Below are 26,340 nucleotides of genomic sequence, written 5' to 3'. Positions count from 1 at the left end.
GTGATCTTTGTCACATTTTTTAAAACTGATTGTCTAATAAAGCATCAAAGAAAAATTTTCCCTTGAATTTGGTGGAATCGATCGCCATATAACGAGTAACTTTTCTTAAAAGAAGGATTAAAAGAATGACAACAATTGTAAGCGTACGTCGTAATGGCCAAGTGGTTGTTGGGGGCGATGGACAGGTTTCATTAGGCAACACAGTGATGAAAGGGAATGCCCGTAAAGTGCGCCGTTTATATAATGGCAAAGTTTTAGCCGGTTTCGCAGGTGGTACAGCCGATGCGTTCACCTTATTTGAATTATTTGAGCGTAAATTAGAAATGCATCAAGGACATTTGTTAAAAGCTGCGGTGGAATTAGCCAAAGATTGGCGAACCGATCGTGCGTTGCGCAAGTTAGAAGCGATGCTGATTGTGGCGGATGAAAAAGAAAGTTTAATCATTACCGGTATTGGTGATGTGGTGCAGCCAGAAGCCGATCAGATTTTAGCCATTGGTTCAGGCGGTAATTATGCATTATCGGCAGCCCGTGCGTTGGTAGAAAATACCGATTTATCAGCTCGTGAAATTGTAGAAAAATCTTTAAAAATTGCGGGTGATATTTGCGTGTTCACCAATACGAATTTCACTATTGAAGAATTACCGAATAAATAAGGAAAAATTATGTCTGAAATGACCCCTCGTGAAATTGTTTCCGAATTAGATCAACATATTATCGGCCAAAAAGAGGCGAAAAGAGCGGTTGCGATCGCGTTGCGTAACCGTTGGAGAAGAATGCAGTTGCAAGAGCCACTTCGCCATGAAGTTACCCCTAAAAATATTTTAATGATTGGACCAACAGGTGTGGGTAAAACCGAGATTGCGCGTCGTCTTGCAAAATTAGCCAATGCACCTTTCATTAAAGTGGAAGCAACCAAGTTCACCGAAGTGGGCTATGTGGGGAAAGAAGTAGATTCCATTATCCGTGATTTAACGGACAGTGCGATGAAATTAGTTCGCCAACAAGAAATTGCGAAAAATCGTGCGAAAGCAGAAGATGCGGCTGAAGATCGTATTTTAGATGCGTTGCTACCACCACCAAAAAATCAATGGGGTGAAGTGGAAAACCACGATACTAATAGCAGTACTCGCCAAGCGTTCCGTAAAAAATTACGTGAAGGTCAATTAGACGATAAAGAAATCGAAATTGATGTGTTGGCGGGCGTGTCAATGGGTGTGGAAATCATGGCACCTCCAGGTATGGAAGAAATGACCAATCAGTTACAATCCATGTTCCAAAGTTTAGGTTCAGATAAAACCAAAAAACGCAAAATGAAAATTAAGGATGCGTTAAAAACCTTAATTGATGATGAAGCAGCCAAATTGATCAATCCAGAGGAATTGAAACAAAAAGCTATCGATGCAGTTGAGCAAAACGGTATCGTGTTTATTGATGAGATCGATAAGATCTGTAAAAAAGGCGAATACAGTGGTGCCGATGTCTCTCGTGAAGGCGTGCAACGAGACTTATTGCCATTAGTGGAAGGTTCGACGGTTAATACTAAACACGGTATGGTGAAAACTGATCATATTCTCTTTATTGCTTCAGGGGCATTCCAAGTGGCGCGTCCATCAGATTTAATCCCTGAATTGCAAGGTCGTTTGCCGATTCGTGTTGAATTGTCTGCATTAACGGCAGAAGACTTTGAGCGTATTCTAACTGAGCCAAATGCGTCTTTAACAGAGCAATATAAAGCGCTTATGGCGACAGAAGGCGTGAGCATTGAGTTTACACAAGATGCAATCAAGAAAATTGCCGAAGCCGCTTTCCGTGTGAATGAGAAAACGGAGAATATCGGTGCAAGACGTTTACATACCGTTATGGAACGTTTAATGGATAAAATCTCATTTGATGCGAGTGAAATGGATGGTCAAACCGTGAATATCGATGCCGCTTATGTGATTGATGCTTTAGGCGAAGTGATTGAAAATGAAGATTTAAGTCGATTCATTTTGTAATGAAAGTTTAGATAAAGAAAAAGTGCGGTTATTTTTAACCGCACTTTTTTTGTCTCTAGTTTTATCTCTAGATTAAGGTTAGTGACCGCCGCAACCACAGCCACCATGACCGTGTCCGTGATCATGATCGTGTTTATGACCACCGCCACAGCAACCGCCGTGTCCATGATCGTGATCATGGTGGTGATGACCGTGACCGCCGCAACCACAACCGTGACCATCTTCGTCATCGTGATGATGGTGGTGATCATGTGCGCCATGCACGTGACCGTGAGCAATTTCTTCTAATGTTGCTTCACGAGTACCAACAACTTCAACCGTGAAGTGTAATTCTTGACCTGCTAACATATGGTTACCATCAACCACTACTTCATCGCCATCCACTTCAGTGATCACAACAGGAACAGGGCCGATATCTGTATCTGCTAAGAAACGCATACCAACCACCACTTCATCAACGCCTTGGAATACATCTTTTGGTACACGTTGAACCATGTTTTCATTGTATTCGCCGTAGCCTTCTTCTGGTTGAACACGCACTTCAAATTTGTCGCCAACTTCTTTACCTTCTAAGGCATTTTCAAGACCAATGATTAAGTTATTGTGGCCTTGTAAATATTCTAATGGTTGATTTGCTGGTGCTTCATCAACTAATACACCGTCTTGAGTACGTACTTGGTAAGCGATACTCACAACCGTATTTTTTGCTACTTTCATATTGTTTTCCTTATTAAAAAAATCGTCGTTCATTGTATAGAAAATTATTCTTTAAGCAATGCAATTCGCGCATTCACACTGACTTTAATTTTCTCTTTGCCACTTTGAGTGTAAGTTTCATCTTTTTCATCCGAGTAAGAGAAACTTTTTGCCATCATTGCCCCAGCAGCATAAGGGCGGAAATCATTCGCTGAATCATTGGCAGAAGATACATCAAGGCTTTGTGTGTGATAACCTTTCATCTGCAAAGATTCTTGAATTAAGAGTGCTTTATCTTTAACTTTTGCTAAAGCTTCTTTGGTTAATTCCTTTTCTAAACTACTTAATTTCTCACGTGAAACAGACGCGCTTACGCGATCAATGGCTAATACGCCATCTAATTCATGTACTAATGTTGATAACACTTGAGAATCTTTACTTTCTAAGGTTAATTCTGCACGCGCAATCCAGCCTTGTTGTTTGCCTTTATTGTCATAGCGAATCCAGGTATTACGAGAATTGTCTTTAATTTCGATCGCACTTTGTTGTTTTGCTAACTCAATGGCTTTATTCATTTTTTCGGCCATGGTTTTATTGAGTGCGGATAAATCATTGCCTTCCGCTTGGTAAAAAAGGGACACTTGCAATAAATCACGTTCTACTTCTTTTTCTGCTTCAACACTAAAGCTGACATCCGTTGGTTGATGAGATACGGGTTCTGCAGCAAAAGAAGCGATAGGCAAGGCAAGTAATGCTAAAGATAACGCTTTGAGTTTCATTTTTTTCATTCCTATTTGGGTAAGATAAAAATTAAGGGCGGTTTAACACGCCCTTTGTTATTATTAATGTAAACGTTCGTTGTCGTCTTCGACATCTTCATCGTCAAAAAATTCGCCGTCATCGCCGTATTCATCGTCCTCTGCATTCGGATCTTCAAAATACGTGCCCCAGCCATCATAAATGCCTTTGTATTTTTCCACTAATGGCAGAATTTCTTTTTGTTGTGCATCAATAATTTCAGGCTTTAATTCCACTTCACTGATGATGTCAAAACAGAAAATGATCTTGCCATTTTCATCTTCAAATTCTTCTGCTTCTGACACTTCATAGCCTGCTTTGAAAGCATCCACGGCAATTTTTTCTAAGGTATCAAAATCATAATGGGCGATGTGATGTTCGATAATATAAAGCGCATCCGGATCGCTGCCGTCATTTAATAAATCCGTAATGATTTCACGGGTTTCTTCTTGAAGTTCGTTAAAGTTCGTCATAAGGTATTCCTTTTGTCAGAAAAAGTGCGGTCATTGTAGGGGATAAAGATGAAAATGTCGCTAAAAATTTATTCTCATTTCAGTTTGCCTTGAAGGGGCGGAAAGGTTAAAATTCTGCGCGAATAAATTGTGCTTAACATGCCCAGCTGATCACGCTATTTATTGCAGCGAAAAAAGTTGGGCTTTCTTATTTTAGAATGAAAAAAATGGTCAAACATCTCCCTTATTTCACCTTAAAAACACCGCCAAAAACAACCGCACTTTTAAAGCAAGAATTTGCTGATTTTATCGTTAAAGAAGATCTTGGCTATGAAATGTCAGGCGAAGGCGAATTTGTGGCGGTAAAAATCCGTAAAACGGATTGCAATACATTGTTTGTGGGCGAAAAACTTGCCAAGTTTGCGGGTATTTCTGATCGAAATATGGGTTATGCAGGTCTGAAAGACCGTCATGGTATTACAGAACAATGGTTTTGTTTGCAAATGCCAGGTAAAGAAACGCCAGATTTTAGCCAATTTCAATTGGAAGGTGTCGAGATTTTAGAAGTGACTCGCCACAATCGTAAAATTCGCACGGGCAGTCTTCAAGGAAATGCTTTTGAGATTTTATTACGTGGCGCAAAAGAAAGTGATGAATTAAATGAGCGCTTAAATTTTGTGGCGAAATACGGTTTCCCTAACTACTTTACCGAACAACGTTTTGGGCGTGATGGTCATAATCTGACTCAAGCAATTCGTTGGGCGAAAGGGGAGATTAAGGTCAAAGATCGTAAAAAACGCAGTTTTTACCTTTCAGCGGCTCGCAGTGAAATTTTTAATTTAGTTGTAGCAGAACGAATTGAACAAAATGTGGCAGATCAGGTTCTAAGAGACGATATTGTGCAATTAAATGGATCGCACAGTTGGTTTAAAGCTGATGAAAATGAAGATTTAGCGGTTTTACAGCAACGTTTGAACGAGCAAGATATTTTGCTGACCGCGCCTTTAATTGGCGAAGAAAATTTATCTGCAAGTGCGGTCGAAAATCAAGTGGTTTTGGAACATCAGGTTTTCCAAGAGTTAATGAAACAAGAAAGAATGAAAGCCGCTCGCCGCCCTTTATTGATGCAGGCAAAAGATTTCCATTGGACGTTTGTTGAAGACGGATTGAAGCTCTCATTTTATTTGCCAGCAGGGAGTTATGCCACTGCATTGGTGCGAGAGTTAGTGAATATTAAGGAAGAAGAATAATGCGAATTTTAGTCAGCAATGATGACGGTTTTCACGCCGAAGGGATTCAAGTTTTAGCAAAAGAATTACGAAAAATTGCCGATGTGGTAATTGTTGCACCCGATCGTAATCGTAGCGCGGCATCAAGCTCATTAACGCTTGTTGAGCCACTTCGCCCGCATCATTTAGACAGCGGTGATTATTGCGTGAACGGCACACCGGCTGATTGTGTACATTTGGCATTAAACGGTTTTTTATCCGGACAAGTTGATCTTGTTGTATCTGGTATTAATGCCGGTTGTAATATGGGTGATGATACCTTGTATTCAGGCACCTTGGCTGCAGCATTAGAAGGTCGCCATTTGGGATTGCCAGCCATTGCCGTCTCTTTAGATGGTCGTCTGCATTATGAAACAGCGGCTCGCGTGGTGTGTGATTTGATTCCCAAATTACATCCTCAATTATTGAATAAACGCGAAGTGATCAATATCAATGTACCAGATTTACCTTACGAAGAACTCAAAGGCATTAAGGTGTGTCATTTAGGCTATCGTGCATCTGCAGCTGAAGTGATTAAACAAGAAGATCCTCGAGGCGAAAATATCTATTGGATTGGTCCATCAGGCTTGCCGGAATATGATGGTGAAGGCACCGATTTCCATGCAGTAAAAAATGGTTATGTTTCCATTACGCCAATTCAAGCAGATCTTACGGCTCATCAGTCAATTGCTGCTTTACAAGATTGGCTGGAAAGTGAATAATGTGCCATTTTGAAACAAATTTTCTCCTGTTGAACCCATGAAGGATAAGTGAATGAATATTTTTGGTGCGATGTACGATAAAACGATGCAATGGTCCAAACATCGCTTTGCTGTATTTTGGTTATCCTTTGTAAGTTTTATTGAGGCCATTTTCTTTCCAATTCCACCCGATGTGATGTTGATTCCAATGTCAATGTCAAAACCGAAAAGTGCGTTTCGTTTTGCGCTTTATACGGCGGTCGCTTCTGTAGTGGGGGGAATGATTGGTTATGCTATCGGCTATTATGCCTTTGATTGGGTTCAAGGTTATATTCAACAATGGGGTTACCAAGCCGCTTGGGAACAAGCTATGGCGTGGTTTAAAGAATGGGGTGTTTTAGTGGTCTTTGTCGCTGGTTTTAGCCCGATTCCTTACAAAGTTTTCACCATTTGCGCGGGCGTGATGCAAATGGCATTTATCCCCTTTGTGATTACCGCATTCGTGTCGCGTTTTGCTCGTTTTATTTTAGTGGCAAAACTCGCCGCATGGGGCGGAGAAAAATTCGCTGCAAAATTACGTAAATCCATTGAAATCATTGGTTGGAGTGTGGTTGCTCTGGCTGTGATTGCTTATCTTATTTTAAAATAACAGGATGACCTTTTTTATGAATAAATTACTCTTTATTATCTCAAGTGTATTGTTGATCTCAGCATGTACAGGAGAACCACAAAAACAAGATCCCGATGCATTGCCTAACGGTATTATGCAACCTGTAGAAGGAACGGGAGCTGTTGCCGGTGGTAGCTTTATGCCGGAAATTGAAAAAAATTCGATGCCAAATCAAATGAAATAAATTTAATGTTAAAGGAAGAATAAATGAAAAAATCGTTTTTATTGCTCCCTGTGAGTATCGCTATTTTAACGGCTTGTAGTTCAAATAGCCCTGCGCCAATTGAAAATGTAGATGGCACACTTTCTCCGGGTGTAATGCAGCCTGTTGATAATAATTCGAGCGGTACATGGCAGCCAGAAATACAACAAAATACTATGCCAAATACCATGGGCAATAGCGTGCCAACGGGAGCTCAAACACCACAACCAAGTTTCCAACCAACTTATCAACCGGTTCAACAACCTGCTGCGGCACAACCTAAACCAATGCCTGCTCCAGCACCGGTTCAACCGCAAACTAAAACGGTAACTAAAACAGTTTCTGATTGTACCAGCTCAGGTGCAATCAACGTGCCACGTAATCCAAATACCAACGCACCAGATTACAGCCAAATTCAAAAAGGTTCATACAAAGGAAACACCTATAAAGTAAACAAAGGCGACACCATGTTCTTAATCGCTTACTTGACGGGTATGGACGTGAAAGATTTGGCAAGCATGAACAATATGAAAGAGCCTTATAGTTTAAGTGTAGGCCAAACGTTAAAAATTTCAAATTGTTCAACTAAAACGGTTACCACGACTGTGCCAGTAAAAACAACGGCACCAGCTGCACCGGCAGCCCCTGCTGAGCCAGAAGTGACTTATACACCAGGTGCAAACGGTACTCAAATTGGTTCTGATGGTACGGTAATTGGTCCAATTAAATCAGGTGTTGCAACAGATGGTGCATCAACACCAGCGTTTACCAACAATACACCTAGCACACCGGTGACAACGACAACTCAAGTGGAAACCACAAACAATACGCCAGTTAATGCAAACGTTGTGGCACCAGTTGCATCAAATGTGGCATGGCAATGGCCAACCCAAGGCAACGTGATCCAAGGTTTCTCTAACTCGGATGGTGGAAACAAAGGGATTGATATCAGTGGTTCTCGTGGACAAGCAGTTAAAGCGGCTGCGAGTGGTCGTGTTGTTTATGCGGGTAACGCATTACGTGGCTACGGTAACTTAATCATCATCAAACATAACGATGATTTCTTAAGTGCTTATGCACACAACGACAAGATCTTAGTTAGCGATCAACAAGAAGTGAAAGCGGGTCAAGAGATTGCGAAAATGGGTAGCACAGGAACCAATGCTGTGAAACTTCACTTCGAGATCCGTTATAAAGGTAAATCTGTCGATCCTGTTAGATACTTACCGAGAAGATAATCTTTTCTCAGAAAAAAGTGCGGTTAAAAATGACCGCACTTTTTGTTATACTCTCACCAATTTTTTCTCAATGCTTAGAATCTAAGGTTAATTCAATGCGTACAAGTCAATATTTATTCTCAACATTAAAAGAAACCCCAGCTGAAGCGGCCATTGTGAGCCATCAATTAATGCTTCGTGCGGGGATGATTCGTCCTCTTGCTTCAGGTCTTTATAACTGGATGCCAACAGGCTGGCGTGTGCTTCGTAAAGTAGAAAAAATCATTCGTGAAGAAATGGATAAAAGCGGCGCACTTGAAATCAAAATGCCAGTCGTGCAACCAGCAGAATTATGGGAAGAATCAGGTCGTTGGGAACAATATGGTCCAGAATTACTTCGTTTTGAGGATCGTGGTAATCGTAACTTTGTATTAGGTCCAACACACGAAGAAGTAATTACGGACTTAGTTCGTCGCGAAGTGTCATCATACAGACAACTCCCAATCAATTTATACCAAATTCAAACTAAATTCCGTGATGAAGTACGTCCTCGTTTTGGTGTAATGCGTTCGCGTGAATTTATCATGAAAGATGCGTATTCTTTCCATGCTGATCACGCGAGCTTGCAACAAACTTATGATGTGATGTACCAAACTTACAGCAATATTTTTAATCGCTTAGGTTTAGATTTCCGTGCAGTACAAGCAGACACTGGTTCTATCGGTGGTAGCGCCTCACATGAATTCCAAGTGTTAGCAAACAGCGGTGAAGATGATGTGATTTTCTCTACGGAATCTGATTACGCAGCAAACATTGAATTAGCCGAAGCGGTGGCGATTGGTGAGCGTGCAGCACCAGCGAAAGCGATGGAATTAGTTGATACACCAAATGCAAAAACAATTGCAGAGTTGGTGGAACAATTTAATTTGCCAATTGAGAAAACGGTTAAAACCTTAATCGTAAAAGGGGCAAGCGAAGAGCAACCGTTAGTGGCATTAGTGATTCGTGGTGACCATGAATTAAACGAAATCAAAGCCGAAAAATTACCAGAAGTGGCTTCACCATTTGAATTTGCAGACGAAGCTGTTATCAAAGCAAAAATTGGGGCGGGTGTCGGTTCATTAGGCCCTGTTAATCTTAATATTCCAGTGATTATTGACCGTTCAGTGGCGTTAGTGTCTGATTTCAGTGCAGGTGCAAATATTGATGGTAAACATTACTTCAATATCAACTGGGAACGTGATGTAGCTTTACCAAAAGTAGCCGATATTCGTAACGTAGTTGAAGGTGACCCAAGCCCAGATGGTAAAGGTACCTTATTGATTAAACGTGGTATCGAAGTAGGTCATATTTTCCAATTAGGTAAAAAATACTCAGAAGCGATGAATGCGACTGTTCAAGGTGAAGATGGTCGTCCAATGGTCGTAACCATGGGATGTTACGGTATTGGTGTAACGCGTGTGGTGGCTGCGGCGATTGAACAACATTTTGATGATCGCGGTATTATATGGCCAACAGATGAAATTGCGCCATTCACCGTAGCTGTCGTGCCTATGAATATGCATAAATCTGAAAGCGTTCAAGAATATGCCGAAGAATTGTACCGCACTTTACAAGCACAAGGTGTAGAAGTGATCTTTGATGATCGTAAAGAACGCCCAGGTGTGATGTTTGCAGATATGGAACTTATCGGCGTGCCACACATGGTAGTGATTGGTGAGAAAAATCTCGCAAACGGCGAAATCGAATACAAAAATCGCCGCACTGGTGAAAAACAAATGATTGCAAAAGAGCAGTTGTTAGATTTCTTGAAAGGACAAATTAAAGCTTAATTGAGTCTTTGATGATTAAAAAGGAGATTGAAGCACACACTTCAATCTCCTTTTTTATTATCGATTAGTAATTGCTTGAGGTATTACCAGAAACACCCGTTACAATCGCAATGCCTGCGCTTGCGCCAATTCGAGTAGCTCCCGCTTTAATCATCGCTAGTGCGGTTTGAGTATCACGAATACCGCCAGAGGCTTTCACGCCAATGTTGCCTACCGTTTTCTTCATTAATGCCACATCTTCTACGGTTGCGCCGCCTTTATTGAAACCCGTTGAGGTTTTAACGAATGCTACACCTAATGCTTTACAGATTTCACAGGCTTTTACGATTTCTTCTTTGGTGAGTAAGCACGTTTCTAAAATCACTTTAAGTGGCACGCCATGACAAGCCGTTAATACAGCTTGAATATCGTCTTTTACGGCATCCCATTTATTGGATTTAATTAAGCCAACATTAATCACCATATCGATTTCACCCGCACCAGCTTTGATGGCTTCTTGGGTTTCAAACGCTTTGACAGAGGATAAGTTGGCACCAAGTGGGAAACCGACTACCGTACAAATTTTTACATCTGAGCCAGCGAGTTTTTCTTTGGCTAAAGGAATATAACCTGAATTAATACAGACTGAATAAAAGCCGTATTGAATGGCTTCATCGCAGAGCTTAAGAATATCCTGCTCTGTTTTTTCAGCTGTAAGGGCAGTGTGGTCAATATATTGTGCTAATTGTTTACTATCCATATTTTTTCTCCTTATAAAATGATGTGGTTATCATAGCAAAATATCTGTAATTTTGACCGCACTTTTCTGATCGATTACAATCCATTTATCCTAGATCATGAAATTTTATTGTGAAACTTAAAACATTATTAAAAAATGCGATTTCGCTCCTGCTGACGTTGATTATCGTAAGCAGTATTCTCGATTTTATTCGTAAACCCAATATTCCACCTGAAATCAATGCGACTGCACTTTATGATTTACAGGGGAATGCCTTCTTTTTACCCCAATTAGATCAAGCTAAGCCGACGATCATTTACTTCTGGGGAAGTTGGTGTGGTTATTGTCGTTATACTTCTCCAGCAATTAATTCACTTTCAGAAGAGGGCTATCCGGTAGTCTCTGTTGCGCTGCGTTCGGGGACAAATAAGGAAGTGGAAGATTATTTACAAACGCATCACTATCAGTTTACAACGGTGAATGATCCTCAAGGCAAGATTGCGGATCAATGGCAGGTGAATGTGACACCAACAATTATTATTTTAAATAAAGGAAAAATGGATTTGGCCACAACGGGCTGGACAAGTTACTGGGGCTTAAAAGTGCGGTTGTTTTTCACAGAGTTTTTTGGCTAAGCGGTACAAAATCTATTACAATACACAGACTTATTTTAAAGAGGACAGAATTATGATTATCGTAACAGGTGGTGCAGGTTTTATCGGCAGTAATATCGTTAAAGCGTTAAACGATATGGGACGCAAAGATATTTTAGTGGTGGATAACTTAAAAGACGGGACTAAATTCATTAACTTAGTGGATCTTGATATCGCAGATTACTGCGATAAAGAAGACTTCATTGCATCCATTATTGCAGGCGATGATTTAGGTGATATCGATGCGGTATTCCATGAAGGGGCTTGCTCAGCGACCACTGAATGGGACGGCAAATACATTATGCATAATAACTACGAATATTCAAAAGAGTTATTGCATTACTGTTTAGATCGTCAAATTCCGTTCTTGTATGCATCAAGTGCGGCAACTTATGGCGACAAAACTGAATTCCGTGAAGAGCGTGAATTTGAAGGCCCATTGAATGTGTACGGTTATTCTAAATTCTTATTCGACCAATATGTGCGTGCGATTTTACCTGAAGCGCAATCACCGGTATGTGGTTTCCGTTATTTTAACGTTTATGGTCCGCGTGAAGGACACAAAGGCTCAATGGCGAGTGTGGCATTCCACTTAAATAACCAAATCCTGAAAGGCGAAAATCCAAAATTATTTGCAGGCAGTGAACACTTCCGCCGTGATTTCGTTTATGTAGGCGATGTGGCACAAGTCAACATTTGGTGCTGGCAAAATGGCATTTCGGGTATCTTTAACTGTGGTACCGGCAATGCAGAGTCTTTTGCAGAGGTAGCAAAAGCGGTAATTAAATTCCACGGCAAAGGCGCAGTGGAAACCATTCCATTCCCAGAGCATTTGAAATCGCGCTATCAAGAATATACTCAAGCTAATCTTGAGAAACTTCGCGCAACAGGCTACGACAAACCATTTAAAACTGTCGCGGAAGGTGTGGCTGAGTACATGGCATGGTTAAATAAATAAAAATATTGAACAAATAATGTTGTTCAATACTAGAAAATGAATAAAGTGCGGTTAAAATTGGTCTTATTTTTAGCCGCACTTTTGTTATAAGGTCAAACATGAATATTTTAATTATCGGCCCGTCTTGGGTCGGCGATATGATGATGTCGCACAGTTTGTATCAACAACTCAAACAGCAATATCCAAATTGCCAAATTGATGTGATGGCACCCAATTGGTGTAAACCACTTTTAGCCCGTATGCCAGAAGTACGTCATGCCATTGAAATGCCGCTCGGACACGGCAAGTTTGCCTTGTGTGAACGTTATCGTCTAGGTAAGGCATTACGCAATCAATATGATATGGCAATTGTATTACCAAACTCGTTGAAGTCAGCCTTTATTCCCGCCTTTGCAAAAATTGCGGTACGTCGTGGTTGGAAAGGAGAAAGCCGTTATTTCTTGCTTAACGATTTACGCAATAATAAACGTGATTATCCTATGATGGTGCAACGTTATGTGGCGTTAGCTTTTGAGCAAAATGCGGTACCGAAAGCGGCTGATATTCCTGTTCTAAAACCTTATTTAACCGTTGACTCAACTCAACAGGCGGAAACCTTAAAAAACTTTGAAAAACAGACCGCACTTTTAGGCGAGTGTCCGATTATCGGTTTTTGTCCTGGAGCAGAATTTGGTCCAGCTAAACGTTGGCCGCATTATCATTATGCTAAATTGGCTGAAATGCTCATTGAAAAAGGCTATGCGGTAGAATTATTTGGTTCACCAAAAGATGTGGAAGCAGGTGAGCAAATTCGCAATGCGTTGCCTGCCGAGCTACAACCATTCTGTTTGAATTTGGCAGGGCAAACAAACCTGAATCAAGCGGTAGATTTAATTGCTAATTGTACCGCAGTGGTAAGCAATGACAGTGGCTTAATGCATATTGCGGCCGCGACAGATCGCCCATTGGTTGCACTTTATGGCCCAACGAGCCCAACTTATACGCCACCATTATCAGATAAAGCCGTGATTATTCGTTTAATTGAAGGCGATTTAATTAAGGTGCGTAAAAGTACAGATAGCTCGGAAGGGTATCATCAAAGTTTGATTGATATTACACCTGAAATGGCATTAGAAAAATTAGAGGCATTATTAGCAAAATGAACCCTCTACGCATACACTTACAATTAATCGGAATGGCCATTTTATGGGGCGCTTCTTGGCCTTGGGGGCGAGTGGTTGCCCAAGCTATGCCGACATTTGTGGCTTCAAGTTTACGATTTTTGTTCGCGATTATTCCGCTCATGATTTGGTTATATGCGGCAAATCGCTTCAAATATGCGAAACAACTTAGAGCGAATCAATGGATTGGTTTGTTTGTCACTGCTTTCTTCGGTGTTTTTGCCTATTCCACGTTTTTTATCTGGGGGCTGAAATATCTTCCTGCGGGGCAAGCGGCTGTTATTGTGGCGACAAACCCGGTATTTACCACGCTTTTGGCAATTTTTTTATTTAAAGAAAAATGGAATCGCTGGGTAATACTCGGAATGGTTATTGCCATGAGTGGATCGCTATTGGCTCTCACAAAAGGGAATTTTTTACAGATGATGGATTCCTTTGGCTTTGGGCAAATATTATTGATTGGGGCGCTGATTTGTTGGGTCGTTTACACCTTATTGGCGAGAAAAGTACTGGCGGGCATTGATTCACTCACCGCGACCACATTATCTTCCATTTTTGGTTTTTTACTGTTATTTATGAGCGCGTTATGCGTGGAAAGTGCAGACGATTGGCTTACTGTACTGAATTTATCGCAAGGCGAGTGGATCAGTTTGCTTGGCCTCGCATTTGGTGCCACAGTATTGGCCTACGCCTGGTATTTTGATGGAGTGAAATACTTAGGCGCAGGTAATGCCTCAGCTTATATTATTCTAGTGCCGATTTTAGGGATTCTATTCTCAGCCGTTTGGTTGAATGAACAAGTGGATTCATCCTTAATTATTGGTGGTATTTTAGCTGTATCAGGTCTCGGTATTATGCACTGGGGAAGAAGGTTTATTAAATGAAAGTATGCGTGATCAAAACGTCTTCTATGGGCGATGTAATTCATACTTTGCCGGCATTGACTGATGCGCAGCGTGCTATTCCTAATCTCTCCATTGATTGGGTGGTAGAAGAGAATTTTGCCGAAATTCCACATTGGCATTCTGCAGTGAAGCAAATCATTCCAATTGCCTTAAGACGTTGGCGAAAATCGCCTTTTTCAGCTCAAACAAAAAACGAATGGAAATCTTACCGCACTTTATTACAAGCCAATCAATATGATGCCGTGATTGACGCGCAAGGGCTTTTTAAAAGTGCCTTTTTTGCGACACGCTTAGCCAATGGCATTAAACATGGCTATGATCGCAAAAGTATCCGTGAGCCGATTGCCTCATTGTTCTACGATAAAAAATACGCAATTTCTTATCAACAGCATGCGGTAGAACGTATTCGTCAACTTTTTGCACAAGCATTATCTTATCCATTACAGAAAGAAAAAGGGGATTACGATATTGCTCGTCATTTTATTTCTACCGATTCTATCGAACCTTATGTGATCTTTTTTCATTCTACGACAAGAGATGAAAAGCATTGGCCAGAACATGAATGGCGAAATTTAATTGAAAAAGTGACCGCACTTTCTGTTCAAGTTCGTTTACCTTGGGGAAACGAAAAAGAAAAGACGAGAGCAGAGCGATTGGCTGTCGGCTTATCTCATGTAGTTGTTTTGCCTAAGCTTTCATTGCATGAATTGGCTGAACAAATTGCCAATGCGAAAGCCGTGGTATCGGTAGACACAGGGCTTGCCCATTTGACTGCCGCACTGGACAAACCAAATATTACGCTTTATGGCGCAACAGCTCCGACCTTAATTGGCTGTTATGGTCAAAATCAGCATTATTTAACAGCGAATTCAATGGGAAATATTACTTCAGACCAAGTATTTTCTGAGCTTAATTTATTAATTAAATAGGCGACAAAATAATCGAATATGTATTTATCTGGATTGATTTTAGTCAAAATATTGCCTATTTTCTGATAGTTGGCAAAAATTAATATTGACCATTTAGGTTGTAGTGTATAAACTGCAAAAAGTTCAATTTTTTAATAAACTTCATTAAATAATAGGGAAAGCGTTATGAAAAAAACACTTCTTGCTTTATCTGTAGCGGCATTAGCAGCAGGTTCTGCACAAGCTTATAACTTCCACATTGACCAAACTGGTACTGATGTTGATTTTTACGGTTCTTTACGTGTTAAATGGGAAAGCACCTCTAACAAAACTAACTATGTAAATGGTGATGTAACTAAAGAACACATCAACCACGCAGTTGATAACAACGGCTCACGTTTTGGTTTTAAATTAAAACAAAGCTTAGGTAGTGATTTCTACGCTTTAGGCCGTGCTGAATGGCGTATGCGTGGTGAAGCGCCTTCACAACACGATTTTGACCATGTTTATACTCACCAACTTTATGCTGGTTTTGGCCACAAACAATTCGGTGAATTAACTTACGGTAATATGGTAACTATCACTGATGAAGTAAAACAAACCGACTTAGCAAATACTTACAGCTTATCTGATGGCTTATTAGATGGTTCTGCACGTCGTGTAACTCAATATGTGTACAACGGTAATTATGGTGATAACAAAGTTAAATTTGGTGCGTACTACGGTGGTTCAAGCAAACGTAGCATGAAAAACCTTGATTTAACAAACAAACGTAAAAATGCTTGGGGTACAGGTCTTATCTTTAATCATGCAATTGATAGCATTCAAAATGTGACCGTAGCAGCAGGTTTTACTCGTGAAATTTCTGAAAATGCTAACAATACATCATACTACCGTAATGCTTATGGATTAGGTTTGGCCTATAACTTCGTTCATACTACTTATGGTTTAGATTTAGAGCGTCAAGTAACTAAAAACCAAGGTGATAAACGTACTAAAAATGAAGTGCGTGCAGTTGTTCGTCAAGGTTTAAACGAAGATTGGAACGTATATGCAATGTACGCATATAAAACAGATAAACAATTTGGTGATACAGACAGAACTCGTCAATTTATGGTGGGTACTGAATACTACGTATACAATCAAGGTTCTTTAAAAGTGAAACCATTCTTAGAATGGCAAGCAACTCGTACTAAATACGAAAACAGCACTGTAGATCGTAGCCGTGATTTCAAAACTGTTATCGGTTTACGTGCATACTGGTAATTTATCAGTTTAATTTTATAAAGCGAGCGGATAGTGAAAGCTATCCGCTTTTCTTTTTGGCTTGTAATTTTGATTTTCACCCCCATAATACTGCACAGGCAAAAAGTGCGGTAATAAAACGACATCTTTTTTGAACGTTTAAGATTTATTCACAAAATTGACCGCACTTTTTACTCAAAGAATAAATAGGAACAAATAATGAATTACACTCAAGACAATGACAAACTTTACCGCTACCTTTTCCAAAACCGTGCCGTGCGTGGTGAATGGGTACGATTAAACCAAACCTTTACTGATACATTGAATACCCACCATTATCCAAAAGCCGTACAAAACTTATTGGGTGAGATGATGGTGGCAACGAATTTATTGACTGCAACATTAAAATTTAACGGTAATATTACGGTTCAAATTCAAGGTGATGGGCCATTAAAATTAGCTTTAGTAAATGGTAATGACCAACAACAGATCCGTGCATTAGCACGTGTACAAGGTGATATTCAAGATGGCATGAGCCTTCATGATATGATCGGCAAAGGCGTATTAGTGATTACGATTGCTCCAACTGAAGGTGAACGTTATCAAGGCGTTATCGGTTTAGATAAACCAACCATTACGGAATGTTTAGAAGACTATTTTGTTCGTTCAGAACAATTACAAACCCAACTTATTATTCGTACAGGTGAATATGACGGTAAAGTCGTTGCAGCTGGGATGTTGCTACAAATTATGCCGGATGGCCAAGGTACGCCAGAGGATTTTGAGCATTTAACTACGTTAGCTGCAACCGTAAAAGATGAGGAGTTATTTGGATTACCCGCAGAAGAATTGCTTTATCGCTTATATCACGAAGAAGTAGTAGAAGTGTTTGAACCACAAGCTGTTTCTTTCTTCTGTGGTTGCTCACCTGAACGTTCTGGAGCAGCATTGTTGTTGATTCCAGAAGCTGAAATTGATGAAATCTTAGAAGAGCATAAAGGCAGTATTGATATGCAGTGTGAATGTTGTGGCACACATTACTTCTTCAATAAAGAAGCCATCAATAAACTCAAACAAGCACAATAAGAAAAATTCCCGTTCATGATAACGGGGATTTTTTTATGCGCTTTTATTGTTGAACTTGTTCCAAACAATGTTTGATAGCGTCAGGAATCGAGCCACCATGATTTTTATTGGGAATGGAAATAAACTCTACGGAATTACCTTGTTTTTCCAATATTTTCGCCAATTGATGCGCATTGATTGTTCGCATTTGTTTCCGTTGATTAATACGCTGTAATTGTTCTTCAGTCATATTCGGATCCTGCTCAGGATGTTCTTCATAATAGCCTAATGTAATCAGAATATGTGACGGTTTTTGGCTAATCCATAGCTCATTTTGAGGTAAAAATGAGCCATTTCCCCACCAAAGAGAAGGGCTTGCCAAGGTGTAATATTGAAATAAATCTGGTTGATGGAAGAGCACGTATAATCCAAACAACCCACCAAAAGAATGGCCAAAGAAATATTGTTTTTCCTTATTGATATCGAAATGCTGCTCAATGTAAGGTTTTACATCTTCTTGAATAAAACGTAGAAAATCAGCGGCTTTCCCTCCTTTGGCAAATTCAGCGCCTTCTACTGGAAAAGTGTAATCTCTCATTCGTTCCTCAATGACGTAAGCTTTATCAGATACATAACCGATACCGACAATAAGGGGGAGAGGTTTGTTAGGATTGACAGCATTCACTGCTATTGGAAATTGAGCGTTACCATCTAACGTATAAAGTGCGGTCAGTTTTTTCGACATTTTCGGTGGAACAGCAATAAATAAACGATAATGCTTGCCTTCAAAAGTAAAATCTTTTTGTTGAATTTGATACATTTTTTTCATGCTTTCTTGAATAGGGGGAATTTTAAAGTCGGGTTCTGCTTGTATGCTTTGCGTAAACATCAGCATACAAAATAAAAAGGGTAAACGCAGAAATGAGAACATGGTTATCGGGTCTTGAGTTGATAATAGTTCTCACTATATCGAAAATGTGATGGGTAAATCAACCTTCTTGTATCCCAGCCTCTAAAACCACCTAAAAAGGGGTAGGATTTTCCAATGAATGTTCAAAAATGAGATCTAGTTAACATTTTTTTTTTGATAATTCCCATACAATGAACATAGGAAAAATTTTTAAACTTTAATCAAGAGGTGAACTATGACTGATGTTAAAAACGTAATTAAAGAACTTGAAGCCGTTGGTATTCATGATGTTAAAGAAGTGGTTTATAACCCAAGTTATGAACAACTTTTTGAAGAAGAAACCAAACCAGGCTTAGAAGGCTTTGAAAAAGGTACACTTACCACAACTGGCGCGGTGGCTGTTGATACAGGGATCTTTACCGGTCGTTCGCCGAAAGATAAATACATCGTTTTAGATGATACCACAAAAGATACTGTGTGGTGGACTTCTGATGTGGCGAAAAACGATAACAAACCAATGACTCAAGAAACTTGGTCAAGCTTGAAAGGTCTTGTGACTAAACAACTTTCTGGTAAACGTTTATTCGTGGTTGATGGTTTCTGTGGCGCAAGTGAACAAGACCGTATCGCAGTGCGTATTGTGACTGAAGTAGCATGGCAAGCACACTTTGTGAAAAATATGTTCATTCGTCCGACAGAAGAACAATTAAAAACCTTTAAACCTGATTTCGTGGTAATGAATGGTTCTAAATGCACCAACCCGAACTGGAAAGAACAAGGTTTGAACTCTGAAAACTTCGTTGCATTCAACTTAACTGAGCGTATCCAATTAATCGGTGGTACTTGGTACGGTGGCGAAATGAAGAAAGGTATGTTCTCAATGATGAACTACTTCCTACCACTTAAAGGTGTAGGTGCAATGCACTGTTCTGCTAACGTAGGTAAAGACGGTGATGTTGCAATCTTCTTCGGTTTATCAGGTACAGGTAAAACCACCCTTTCTACCGATCCAAAACGTGAATTAATCGGTGACGATGAGCACGGTTGGGATGATGTAGGTATCTTCAACTTCGAAGGTGGTTGCTACGCGAAAACTATCCATCTTTCTGAAGAAAATGAGCCAGATATCTATCGTGCAATCCGTCGTGATGCATTATTAGAAAACGTCGTGGTTCGTGCTGATGGTTCAGTTGATTTCGATGATGGTTCTAAAACTGAAAATACTCGTGTGTCTTACCCAATTTATCACATTGATAATATTGTTAAACCAGTATCTCGTGCTGGTCACGCAACGAAAGTAATTTTCTTAACTGCGGACGCATTCGGTGTATTACCTCCTGTGTCTAAATTGACACCAGAGCAAACTAAATACTACTTCTTATCTGGTTTCACTGCTAAATTAGCTGGTACAGAGCGTGGTATTACTGAACCAACTCCAACCTTCTCAGCATGTTTCGGTGCGGCGTTCTTAACTCTTCACCCAACACAATATGCTCAAGTGTTAGTTAAACGTATGCAAGCTGCTGGTGCAGAAGCTTACTTAGTTAATACTGGTTGGAACGGTACAGGTAAACGTATCTCAATCAAAGATACTCGTGGTATTATCGATGCCATCTTAGATGGTTCTATTGAAAAAGCAGAAATGGGCAAGTTACCAATCTTTGATTTAGCGATTCCAAAAGCATTACCTGGCGTAGATTCTGCGATCTTAGACCCACGTGATACTTATGCGGATAAAGCACAATGGGAAGCAAAAGCGAAAGATCTTGCTGGACGTTTCGTGAAAAACTTCGAAAAATATGCAACTAACGCAGAAGGTAAAGCGCTTATCGCAGCAGGTCCAAAAGCTTAATTAGAGAATATCGTATCTAATTAAACATTTCTAAAAATAACCGCACTTTGATTTGTAAACCAAAGTGCGGTTTTTATATTAAGTTTTTTGCGAGTTATTCTTTTGCTACGGTAAGAATAGACCAAATATAAGCCAATATGACCAATACCGCAGAGACAGAAAACATGATGCTGACCACATCAACGAAAAAGAAACTTTCCAGAATCGGTTTAGTGAAGATGCGTTCCGCATATCTCGCGACAAAAGTGATGATATAAGCCCATAAAGCCCAGGTAACTAGATCTAGTACAAAGCTTTTGGCTTTAATCAGCAAGGGAAGACTGCTACCTTTATTAATAACCATCAATTGTTGTAAAGTGGCGGTTGCCATTATTTAAACTCCTCTGTCAGGGCTTGTCCAGACAGCTAGCTTGGACTTGTTTCTAAAAATCGCTTTTGGGATTCCAACGAGTAACGTTATTGTATTGAGTAACCAATAAACGTAGGGATACCAAATGCAGGAAATTCCATATTGGATCAATCCTTTTTCGTAACGTGAATCAATGTATAAGCTTAAGAGACACTGTAAGAAGAAGGAAAAAAACATGATTGAGATATTTGTTTCAAACAACTCCATGTTTTGAATGCCTATACCCAAAGTAATCTTGCGGTATAGTGCAAGCGCAACCAGTGCAACCAATAAGATTGCCCAAGTTGCGGTAACAAAATATTCGGCATACATTGGCCATAGACGGCGGTTTCTCCAACGCCAGACCTGAGGGAAATATTTGAGAATGGTTTCAGCACCACCTTGTGCCCAGCGTAAACGCTGTTTGTATAAGCCATAAAGACGTTCAGGCATTAATACCCAACATAAGGCACGAGGCTCATACATAATGTTGTAACCGGCCGTTTGAATTTTCCAACTAACATCAATGTCTTCGGTGATCATATTGGTGCTCCAGCCACCGATTTCTTCCATTACATCTTTTCGGAATAAACAACATACACCAGATACGGTGAAGATGGTTCCCATCAGGCTTTGAGCACGTTTGATTAAACCGATAATGGAGCTAAACTCAGACACTTGTAAGCGACCTAGGATTGTACTGCGGTTACGTACGCGTGGGTTTCCTGTAACGGCGCCATAAGCACGGTTTAATTCGAGGGATTGCACCATGTAATCGATCGCATCGAAATCCAATACCGCATCGCCATCAATACAGGCCACATATTCACCTTTAGCAACTAACAAGCCATGATTTAATGCGCTGGCTTTACCTTGGTTTTCTTGGTGAAGCGCCACGATGCGTTCGTCAGCTTTTGCCCAACGTTCAATAATTTCACCTGTGTTATCTTTACTGCCATCATTGATAAAGATCAGTTCATAGTTTGGGTATCTGAGTTGGAGCAAGTAAGGAATAGCTTCATCTAGATTGTCCCCTTCGTTGTAGCAAGGCACCATAATGCTGACCATAGGAACGCGTTCTTTGGGCATTTGTTGGAAAGTCGGTTGCCCGAGTTTTCCTTCCATAAACAGGTAATAACACAGACTTGCCGTCACCCAATATATTGCCATCCCGGCAGGATACATGAATACGAAGATACTCACTGCTTCTAAGAATTGTTGGTTCATGATCAATCCTTATTTTTTTCCTGCATTCGTATTTACGGAAAAATACGGTTTCATTTTGTTCATATCCGGTTGGTTTGTTAAAAAGTTATCCGGATAGTAGCCATAGCTATAAATATGATTTTTTTGCAATAGCGTCATCCAATCAATCAATTCGGATTCAGGAATTGGTTTTTGAGTTCGCCAATTCACCGCTTGGAATTCAAATAAGACTTTATCTAATGGTGCTTGAGCTTTCACATTTTCAATAAGAGAAGCAAACCATTGATAGGCTTCTTTTTGTGAAATAGGCTGCTCATTTTCCATATATGGCATCGCCATAATGGCCGTGGTATCGTAATTTTCGGTGAGCGTTTTTAAGTTTTGAGCCAACCATTCTTCTGCATTTGGGGTTGTGATCACTGATGCATAAATATTACGAGCCGTTTTAAGAGAATATGAACCACGCAAGAAATAAGGTTTTAACGCATCAGTGAGTTGATGGGTTAATTGGATTAAATCCTGTGTTTTTTGTTTTGCTTGTGGACTAACCATGCCTTCAGCGTGAGTGCCTTCTGCACCTTCAAAATCGGTTAGGAACGCATCATCGTGGAATAAGATGCCATTAAATTTGGCATAGAATGACAAATCGTTATAAATGGATTTAATGATTTCAACATTCTGGTTGTTATAAGGTGAAAGGCGTAAATAAGCCTTTGTTGAAGGCTTGCCAGTGCGGCTATCAATGACATATTCCGCCTCTTTTACGCCTTTTCGTAAATCAAAGGCGAGTACAGGCATCCAAGCGTAGACTTGTACGCCCGCGCGCGTTTGCAATTGCCAGGCAATTCGGCCAAAAATATCATCTCGTACAGGAAGGTATTTATTTGGGAAATACAAGGCATCCGCTACACCATCCCCATCGGGATCAGAGAAGGCTTGAAGATAAACTGTCGTCACACCATAGCGATAGATGCGGTCGATTAACTTATCAAGGTTTTTGGCTTGCTGAGCTTTATCCGCATCATAGACATAATCCAAATCAACATGTAGCACACGTTGAATTTGCTTGCTTTCATCAATACCATCGAGATAGTTTTTAACGGTATTTAGATCGGTTTCTGCATTCAGTAATAAGCGTCCAATGTGTTTATCGCCAACTTTATTAACAATTTTCTCTCCCAATGAGAAATAGTGTGGCATTCCTGCTTGTCGTGCAATTTGCACCGCAACATCATTAAATTGTCCATAAGGCCACACCATTACACGTGGTTTCTTACCAATATGATTGACTAATGTTTGAACAGTTAGGGCGAAATCAGATCGCAGTCTATTTTTGTAGGCATCTTCCGTTTCATATTTACCATTTTTATATTCAGGTGCAATCACAGCGGGCAATTGACCACCAGATGGGTTAGCATTAATACCGTTATGAAGGTTATGTGTATGGGAAGCAACTTCAACGAGTCCGCTCTGTTCCATTTCTTTCACTTGTGCCCAAGTGGCAAAAACAGAACGGTCTAGCATTTTATCGGCATAAGCGATTTTTTGATTTGCAGGTGTATCTAACCAGCCCGTCACTGGTGCAAAAACAGCAGGGTAGTTATAAGCCTTTAATAGCGGGAAGACCACGTTGTACATGGTCTCATAGCCATCGTCGAAGCTTAGTAATACCGCATTATCAGGTAATGTGCCTTGACCATTTTCAGCATCGATAACTTGCTGCCAACTGATGACGTTGTATCCATTTTCTTTTAGCCAATTAAAATGTTTAATTAACGTTTGGGCAGAAATCGTTTGAGGAAAATAATGTTTTGATTTTCAGCCGCACTTTCATCTACAACGGAGTGATAAGCTAATACGCCATAACGATCTTGTGCAAAGGCAAAAGCCGAAAAAAGGGAAAGCATGCAAATAATGATTTTTGCAAAATGTTTTAGAGATCTCATAAAGTTATACCGCTTAAGTATTTAATAATAAATAGAGAAGTTTAAATTTCCGAAATTGTTGAATTCAGCACTGCCGTCGTAAATATTCTTTTTACGACCAATTTCATAAGACACGCCAAATTTTTTACCAATACGCCATTGATGCCCGTAGCTAATCGACCACATCTTTTCTCGACTGAGTTCTGCCTGTTTATAAGCACCTATGCTGGCTTTCAGGTGGTGATTTAAGACTAAGCCATAATTAAGTGGTTGGTAGTAACTTAAATCCGCACCGAATTCCAAGCTTGTCGCTTTTGCGGGGTTGTAATATTCAGCAGAATCAATGGTTTTATTTTTGCTGTAATCGACTCTGAAATTGTTGGTTAGCGTCCAACGGTCATGTTTGAATGTATTGAGATTCAACCAGAAATTGGCTTCTTTTCTTAAGTTGCCGTCATCAAATTTCATGACGCCACCACCTAGCCCAGCTTGGAAAATATCAGAATAGGAATATGTGGTAGAGAAACCAATATCTTTGGTATACACACCTTTATTGATGGCTTTAACTGGAGTACCACTACCATTAATATTGGCGTTTAAATTAAATGACCAATGTTGATTGAGGGTATAATTTGCCTCTGTAGAGAAATAGGCTTTATCATTAAGCTTAACGCCTTTCCCGCTTTCCATTTTCACTTGGAGTGGATAGAAATTGAGCTCTGTTCCTACGCCAATTCGGCGAGAAATAAGACTTTCTTTGTCATAAGGGGAACGAGTTTCTAAGTAATGAACGTAGAGATCGTGACCATTTGCTGTTTTCGGTGTGTAAATCGCATAATCTTGGCTACTTTCATTGCTATAACTGATTGGTGAGGTACGATGCTGTAAGCCGATACTTCCTACAATTTTGCCAGAACGTGCTTGTTCGTAATGGTTTATGAGGGATTGTGCTGACTGACGTTGTTCTTCATTCATTGCATCAATTGTTTTTGAAACTGTTGGTAAATCATTTTGACTTAAAGCAGTTTCTGCCAGGTTATTGCGTGCTTCTTGCTGATCATTTTTACTCAAAAAATAACCGGCTTTTTCCGCCCATAATTTGGCATCATCATAGTTGCCACGATTTCGCTCAAGTTCCGCTTTTTGCAACATAACCCATGGATCACCAGGCGTTTTGTTAAATAGACGATCATCAATAAGTTGCTGAGCTAATTTGCTGTTACCACGCCATAACGCTAAACGTGCCAAACCAAAATAGCGAGAATCGTAGCCAGGATTCAGAATTTTTGATGTTCGGGTATAGTCATTGATATAAACATTTGAATTCATACGCTCTAAATATTGTTGCGCCAATTCAAATTTGCCCGCATCGCTTGCAGTGAGAGAGAGTTTATGAAGTAAACCATCGCTTACAGCGAGTTTATTGGTTAATGCTTGTTGTTCAATTGCTTGATAAATCGCTAATGCTTTGTGTGGTGAGCCTTTTGCTACCCAATAATCACCAAAAGCTTCTTCTAAATACGCAGGTACATTAGATTGAGCCTGTAATGTATTGAAGTCGTCTTTTATTTCATCAAATTTATTCAAGCGAACACCCATCACAAAACGATCTTGCAATGCTTGTTGATACAGAGGATGCTCAGGATTAATTTTGGCCAAAAGTGCGGTCAATTCTTCAAATGATTTTTCTTGTTGTGTAGGTGTTGTCGCATTTTTTGAGGAGGTAATCGTCTTACCATGCTCAAACCACATCATATCTTTTTGATTGAATTGATCAGGATAGGCTTTTTGTAGTTTCTCTTGTAATGGTTGAAGGTTGTATTTCGATGCTAAACGATACAACTCTCTCATCAAGGTGATATTTTTCGGATTTTGTTCTAACTGACGTTGCCAGCGGCCAAGTTTAGCCATGTCGGGTTCAGTGAAATCAAGCAAATAACTTTCTGCATCAAGATAAGCATGATCTTGTCCAAAACGTTTTTTATAGACATTCAGTGCATTTTTTGCCGCATTGTAGTTTTTGGTTTCAGTGGAGGCTAATGCGCCACCAAGCCATCCATTTGGATTATCAGGGAATTGCTTTTGCAATTGGGAATAGAATGCAACAGCACGGTCGTATTGTTTTTCATTTCGAGCGGCTTTGCCTAAATTTTCCAGTTCATTTTGGGAAAATTGCGCTGGTGCGCAGCTTTCGCAAAGTGAAAGTGCTTTAGCGGATTGATTCGTCCTCAGATAGAGTGTAATTAAATCATCGCGTACTTTAATATCGTTTGTCCTCTTAAATAAGGCCTCAAGTTTTGTAATGGCTTGATTTAATTGGACTTCTCCTTGACGAGATAAAATGATGATATTTTCTCGTTCGGTATCAATAGAGGATTTTTGGGCATAGGCAACCTGTGCTACAGAGGTACTGACACCCGCTAATAGCATTGCCTTAAAGACATGGGCTAGAGATTTCATTTTTTAGTTCTACTATATTAATAATAATTATCTAGTGCTTCGTTATTTCAGACAGTGTAAAAAAGTGTAAGTTTTGCAAAGAGGTCCGACCTCTCTGCGGGCGATGGAAAACATTAATTGTGTATAAATGGAGGGGGGAGATAAAAAATAG

At 40.0% G+C, this 26,340-nt stretch carries 24 protein-coding genes and 1 pseudogene; 16 read left to right on the top strand and 9 right to left on the bottom strand.

Annotated elements, in window-relative coordinates:
* Positions 1 to 125: 125 nt before the first annotated feature.
* Complete coding sequence (gene hslV, locus HMPREF2750_RS04630) at positions 126 to 656, top strand: ATP-dependent protease subunit HslV (RefSeq protein ID WP_005695137.1); 531 nt, start codon at positions 126 to 128, stop codon at positions 654 to 656.
* Positions 657 to 665: 9 nt separating this feature from the next.
* Complete coding sequence (gene hslU, locus HMPREF2750_RS04625; protein ID WP_070582814.1) at positions 666 to 2,000, top strand: HslU--HslV peptidase ATPase subunit; 1,335 nt, start codon at positions 666 to 668, stop codon at positions 1,998 to 2,000.
* A 78-nt stretch (positions 2,001 to 2,078) separates the two neighbouring features.
* Here hslU and slyD read toward each other — a convergent pair whose 3' ends face one another.
* The 3 genes from slyD to rraB all read right to left on the bottom strand — a co-directional run bounded on the left by slyD (position 2,079) and on the right by rraB (position 3,967).
* Entirely contained in the window at positions 2,079 to 2,717 is a 639-nt protein-coding gene (gene slyD / locus HMPREF2750_RS04620; RefSeq protein WP_049364711.1) for a peptidylprolyl isomerase, read from the bottom strand.
* A 44-nt stretch (positions 2,718 to 2,761) separates the two neighbouring features.
* A complete protein-coding gene (locus HMPREF2750_RS04615) occupies positions 2,762 to 3,475 on the bottom strand; it encodes an SIMPL domain-containing protein (protein ID WP_070582812.1) in 714 nt (237 codons plus the stop codon).
* Between the two features lie 63 nt (positions 3,476 to 3,538).
* Positions 3,539 to 3,967: a ribonuclease E inhibitor RraB gene (gene rraB / locus HMPREF2750_RS04610; RefSeq protein ID WP_070582810.1), complete on the bottom strand. Its 429-nt coding sequence runs from the start codon at positions 3,965 to 3,967 to the stop codon at positions 3,539 to 3,541.
* A gap of 206 nt (positions 3,968 to 4,173) precedes the next feature.
* Here rraB and truD point away from each other — a divergent pair, with 206 nt between their 5' ends.
* The 6 genes from truD (at position 4,174) to proS (ending at position 9,836) form a co-directional block, all read left to right on the top strand.
* On the top strand, positions 4,174 to 5,196 hold the full coding sequence (truD, locus tag HMPREF2750_RS04605) for a tRNA pseudouridine(13) synthase TruD (RefSeq protein WP_070582808.1): 1,023 nt from the start codon (positions 4,174 to 4,176) through the stop codon (positions 5,194 to 5,196).
* Positions 5,196 to 5,936 carry a 5'/3'-nucleotidase SurE gene (gene surE, locus HMPREF2750_RS04600; protein WP_070582807.1) on the top strand — a complete coding sequence of 247 codons (741 nt, stop codon included), beginning with the start codon at positions 5,196 to 5,198 and terminating at the stop codon, positions 5,934 to 5,936. The genes truD and surE overlap by 1 nt, the downstream gene beginning before the upstream one ends.
* A 52-nt stretch (positions 5,937 to 5,988) precedes the next feature.
* Entirely contained in the window at positions 5,989 to 6,564 is a 576-nt protein-coding gene (locus HMPREF2750_RS04595) for a YqaA family protein (protein ID WP_070582805.1), read from the top strand.
* A gap of 16 nt (positions 6,565 to 6,580) precedes the next feature.
* Entirely contained in the window at positions 6,581 to 6,769 is a 189-nt protein-coding gene (locus HMPREF2750_RS04590; RefSeq protein ID WP_070582803.1) for a hypothetical protein, read from the top strand.
* Positions 6,770 to 6,792: 23 nt separating this feature from the next.
* Positions 6,793 to 8,025, top strand: coding sequence for a murein hydrolase activator NlpD (gene nlpD / locus HMPREF2750_RS04585; RefSeq protein WP_070582801.1), 1,233 nt, complete (start codon positions 6,793 to 6,795; stop codon positions 8,023 to 8,025).
* 95 nt (positions 8,026 to 8,120) lie between these two features.
* The gene (gene proS / locus HMPREF2750_RS04580; protein WP_070582799.1) at positions 8,121 to 9,836 is read left to right on the top strand and encodes a proline--tRNA ligase; all 1,716 of its coding nucleotides are present in this window, start codon (positions 8,121 to 8,123) and stop codon (positions 9,834 to 9,836) included.
* Between the two features lie 64 nt (positions 9,837 to 9,900).
* Here the strand turns inward: proS and deoC are convergent, their stop codons facing one another.
* Positions 9,901 to 10,575, bottom strand: coding sequence for a deoxyribose-phosphate aldolase (deoC, locus tag HMPREF2750_RS04575; protein WP_070582797.1), 675 nt, complete (start codon positions 10,573 to 10,575; stop codon positions 9,901 to 9,903).
* Between the two features lie 110 nt (positions 10,576 to 10,685).
* On the opposite strand from deoC, the gene HMPREF2750_RS04570 reads away from it, so the two are divergent.
* From HMPREF2750_RS04570 to hslO, 7 genes are all read left to right on the top strand, one after another.
* Positions 10,686 to 11,189, top strand: a complete 504-nt coding sequence (locus HMPREF2750_RS04570) for a protein disulfide oxidoreductase (protein WP_070582795.1) — start codon at positions 10,686 to 10,688, stop codon at positions 11,187 to 11,189.
* A 52-nt stretch (positions 11,190 to 11,241) separates the two neighbouring features.
* Positions 11,242 to 12,165, top strand: a complete 924-nt coding sequence (gene rfaD / locus HMPREF2750_RS04565) for an ADP-glyceromanno-heptose 6-epimerase (protein WP_049373042.1) — start codon at positions 11,242 to 11,244, stop codon at positions 12,163 to 12,165.
* A gap of 98 nt (positions 12,166 to 12,263) precedes the next feature.
* Complete coding sequence (gene waaF, locus HMPREF2750_RS04560) at positions 12,264 to 13,307, top strand: lipopolysaccharide heptosyltransferase II (RefSeq protein ID WP_070582794.1); 1,044 nt, start codon at positions 12,264 to 12,266, stop codon at positions 13,305 to 13,307.
* Positions 13,304 to 14,209 (top strand): DMT family transporter, encoded by a 906-nt coding sequence (locus HMPREF2750_RS04555; RefSeq protein ID WP_070582792.1) that lies wholly within the window; start codon positions 13,304 to 13,306, stop codon positions 14,207 to 14,209. The genes waaF and HMPREF2750_RS04555 overlap by 4 nt, the downstream gene beginning before the upstream one ends.
* Positions 14,206 to 15,159 carry a lipopolysaccharide heptosyltransferase RfaC gene (gene rfaC / locus HMPREF2750_RS04550; RefSeq protein WP_070582790.1) on the top strand — a complete coding sequence of 318 codons (954 nt, stop codon included), beginning with the start codon at positions 14,206 to 14,208 and terminating at the stop codon, positions 15,157 to 15,159. Before HMPREF2750_RS04555 ends, rfaC begins: the two co-directional genes overlap by 4 nt.
* Positions 15,160 to 15,324: 165 nt before the next feature.
* Positions 15,325 to 16,404: a porin gene (locus tag HMPREF2750_RS04545; RefSeq protein WP_070582788.1), complete on the top strand. Its 1,080-nt coding sequence runs from the start codon at positions 15,325 to 15,327 to the stop codon at positions 16,402 to 16,404.
* Positions 16,405 to 16,602: 198 nt separating this feature from the next.
* Positions 16,603 to 17,469 (top strand): Hsp33 family molecular chaperone HslO, encoded by an 867-nt coding sequence (gene hslO, locus HMPREF2750_RS04540; protein WP_070582786.1) that lies wholly within the window; start codon positions 16,603 to 16,605, stop codon positions 17,467 to 17,469.
* A 43-nt stretch (positions 17,470 to 17,512) separates the two neighbouring features.
* Here the strand turns inward: hslO and HMPREF2750_RS04535 are convergent, their stop codons facing one another.
* Positions 17,513 to 18,337 (bottom strand): alpha/beta hydrolase, encoded by an 825-nt coding sequence (locus HMPREF2750_RS04535; RefSeq protein ID WP_070582886.1) that lies wholly within the window; start codon positions 18,335 to 18,337, stop codon positions 17,513 to 17,515.
* Between the two features lie 256 nt (positions 18,338 to 18,593).
* On the opposite strand from HMPREF2750_RS04535, the gene pckA reads away from it, so the two are divergent.
* Complete coding sequence (gene pckA / locus HMPREF2750_RS04530) at positions 18,594 to 20,210, top strand: phosphoenolpyruvate carboxykinase (ATP) (protein WP_070582784.1); 1,617 nt, start codon at positions 18,594 to 18,596, stop codon at positions 20,208 to 20,210.
* A gap of 94 nt (positions 20,211 to 20,304) precedes the next feature.
* Here pckA and HMPREF2750_RS04525 read toward each other — a convergent pair whose 3' ends face one another.
* The 4 genes and pseudogenes from HMPREF2750_RS04525 to pgaA form a co-directional block, all read right to left on the bottom strand.
* Complete coding sequence (locus tag HMPREF2750_RS04525) at positions 20,305 to 20,580, bottom strand: HmsD (RefSeq protein WP_065420546.1); 276 nt, start codon at positions 20,578 to 20,580, stop codon at positions 20,305 to 20,307.
* Positions 20,581 to 20,583: 3 nt separating this feature from the next.
* Complete coding sequence (gene pgaC / locus HMPREF2750_RS04520) at positions 20,584 to 21,825, bottom strand: poly-beta-1,6-N-acetyl-D-glucosamine synthase (RefSeq protein ID WP_070582782.1); 1,242 nt, start codon at positions 21,823 to 21,825, stop codon at positions 20,584 to 20,586.
* A gap of 9 nt (positions 21,826 to 21,834) precedes the next feature.
* A pseudogene (gene pgaB, locus HMPREF2750_RS04515) lies at positions 21,835 to 23,711 on the bottom strand (poly-beta-1,6-N-acetyl-D-glucosamine N-deacetylase PgaB).
* Positions 23,712 to 23,771: 60 nt separating this feature from the next.
* Complete coding sequence (pgaA, locus tag HMPREF2750_RS04510; protein WP_070582780.1) at positions 23,772 to 26,189, bottom strand: poly-beta-1,6 N-acetyl-D-glucosamine export porin PgaA; 2,418 nt, start codon at positions 26,187 to 26,189, stop codon at positions 23,772 to 23,774.
* Positions 26,190 to 26,340 lie beyond the last annotated feature (151 nt).

Source organism: Haemophilus sp. HMSC066D02 (assembly GCF_001810545.1).
GTDB lineage: Bacteria > Pseudomonadota > Gammaproteobacteria > Enterobacterales > Pasteurellaceae > Haemophilus_D.
This window is presented reverse-complemented; position numbering and strand designations above follow the sequence as displayed.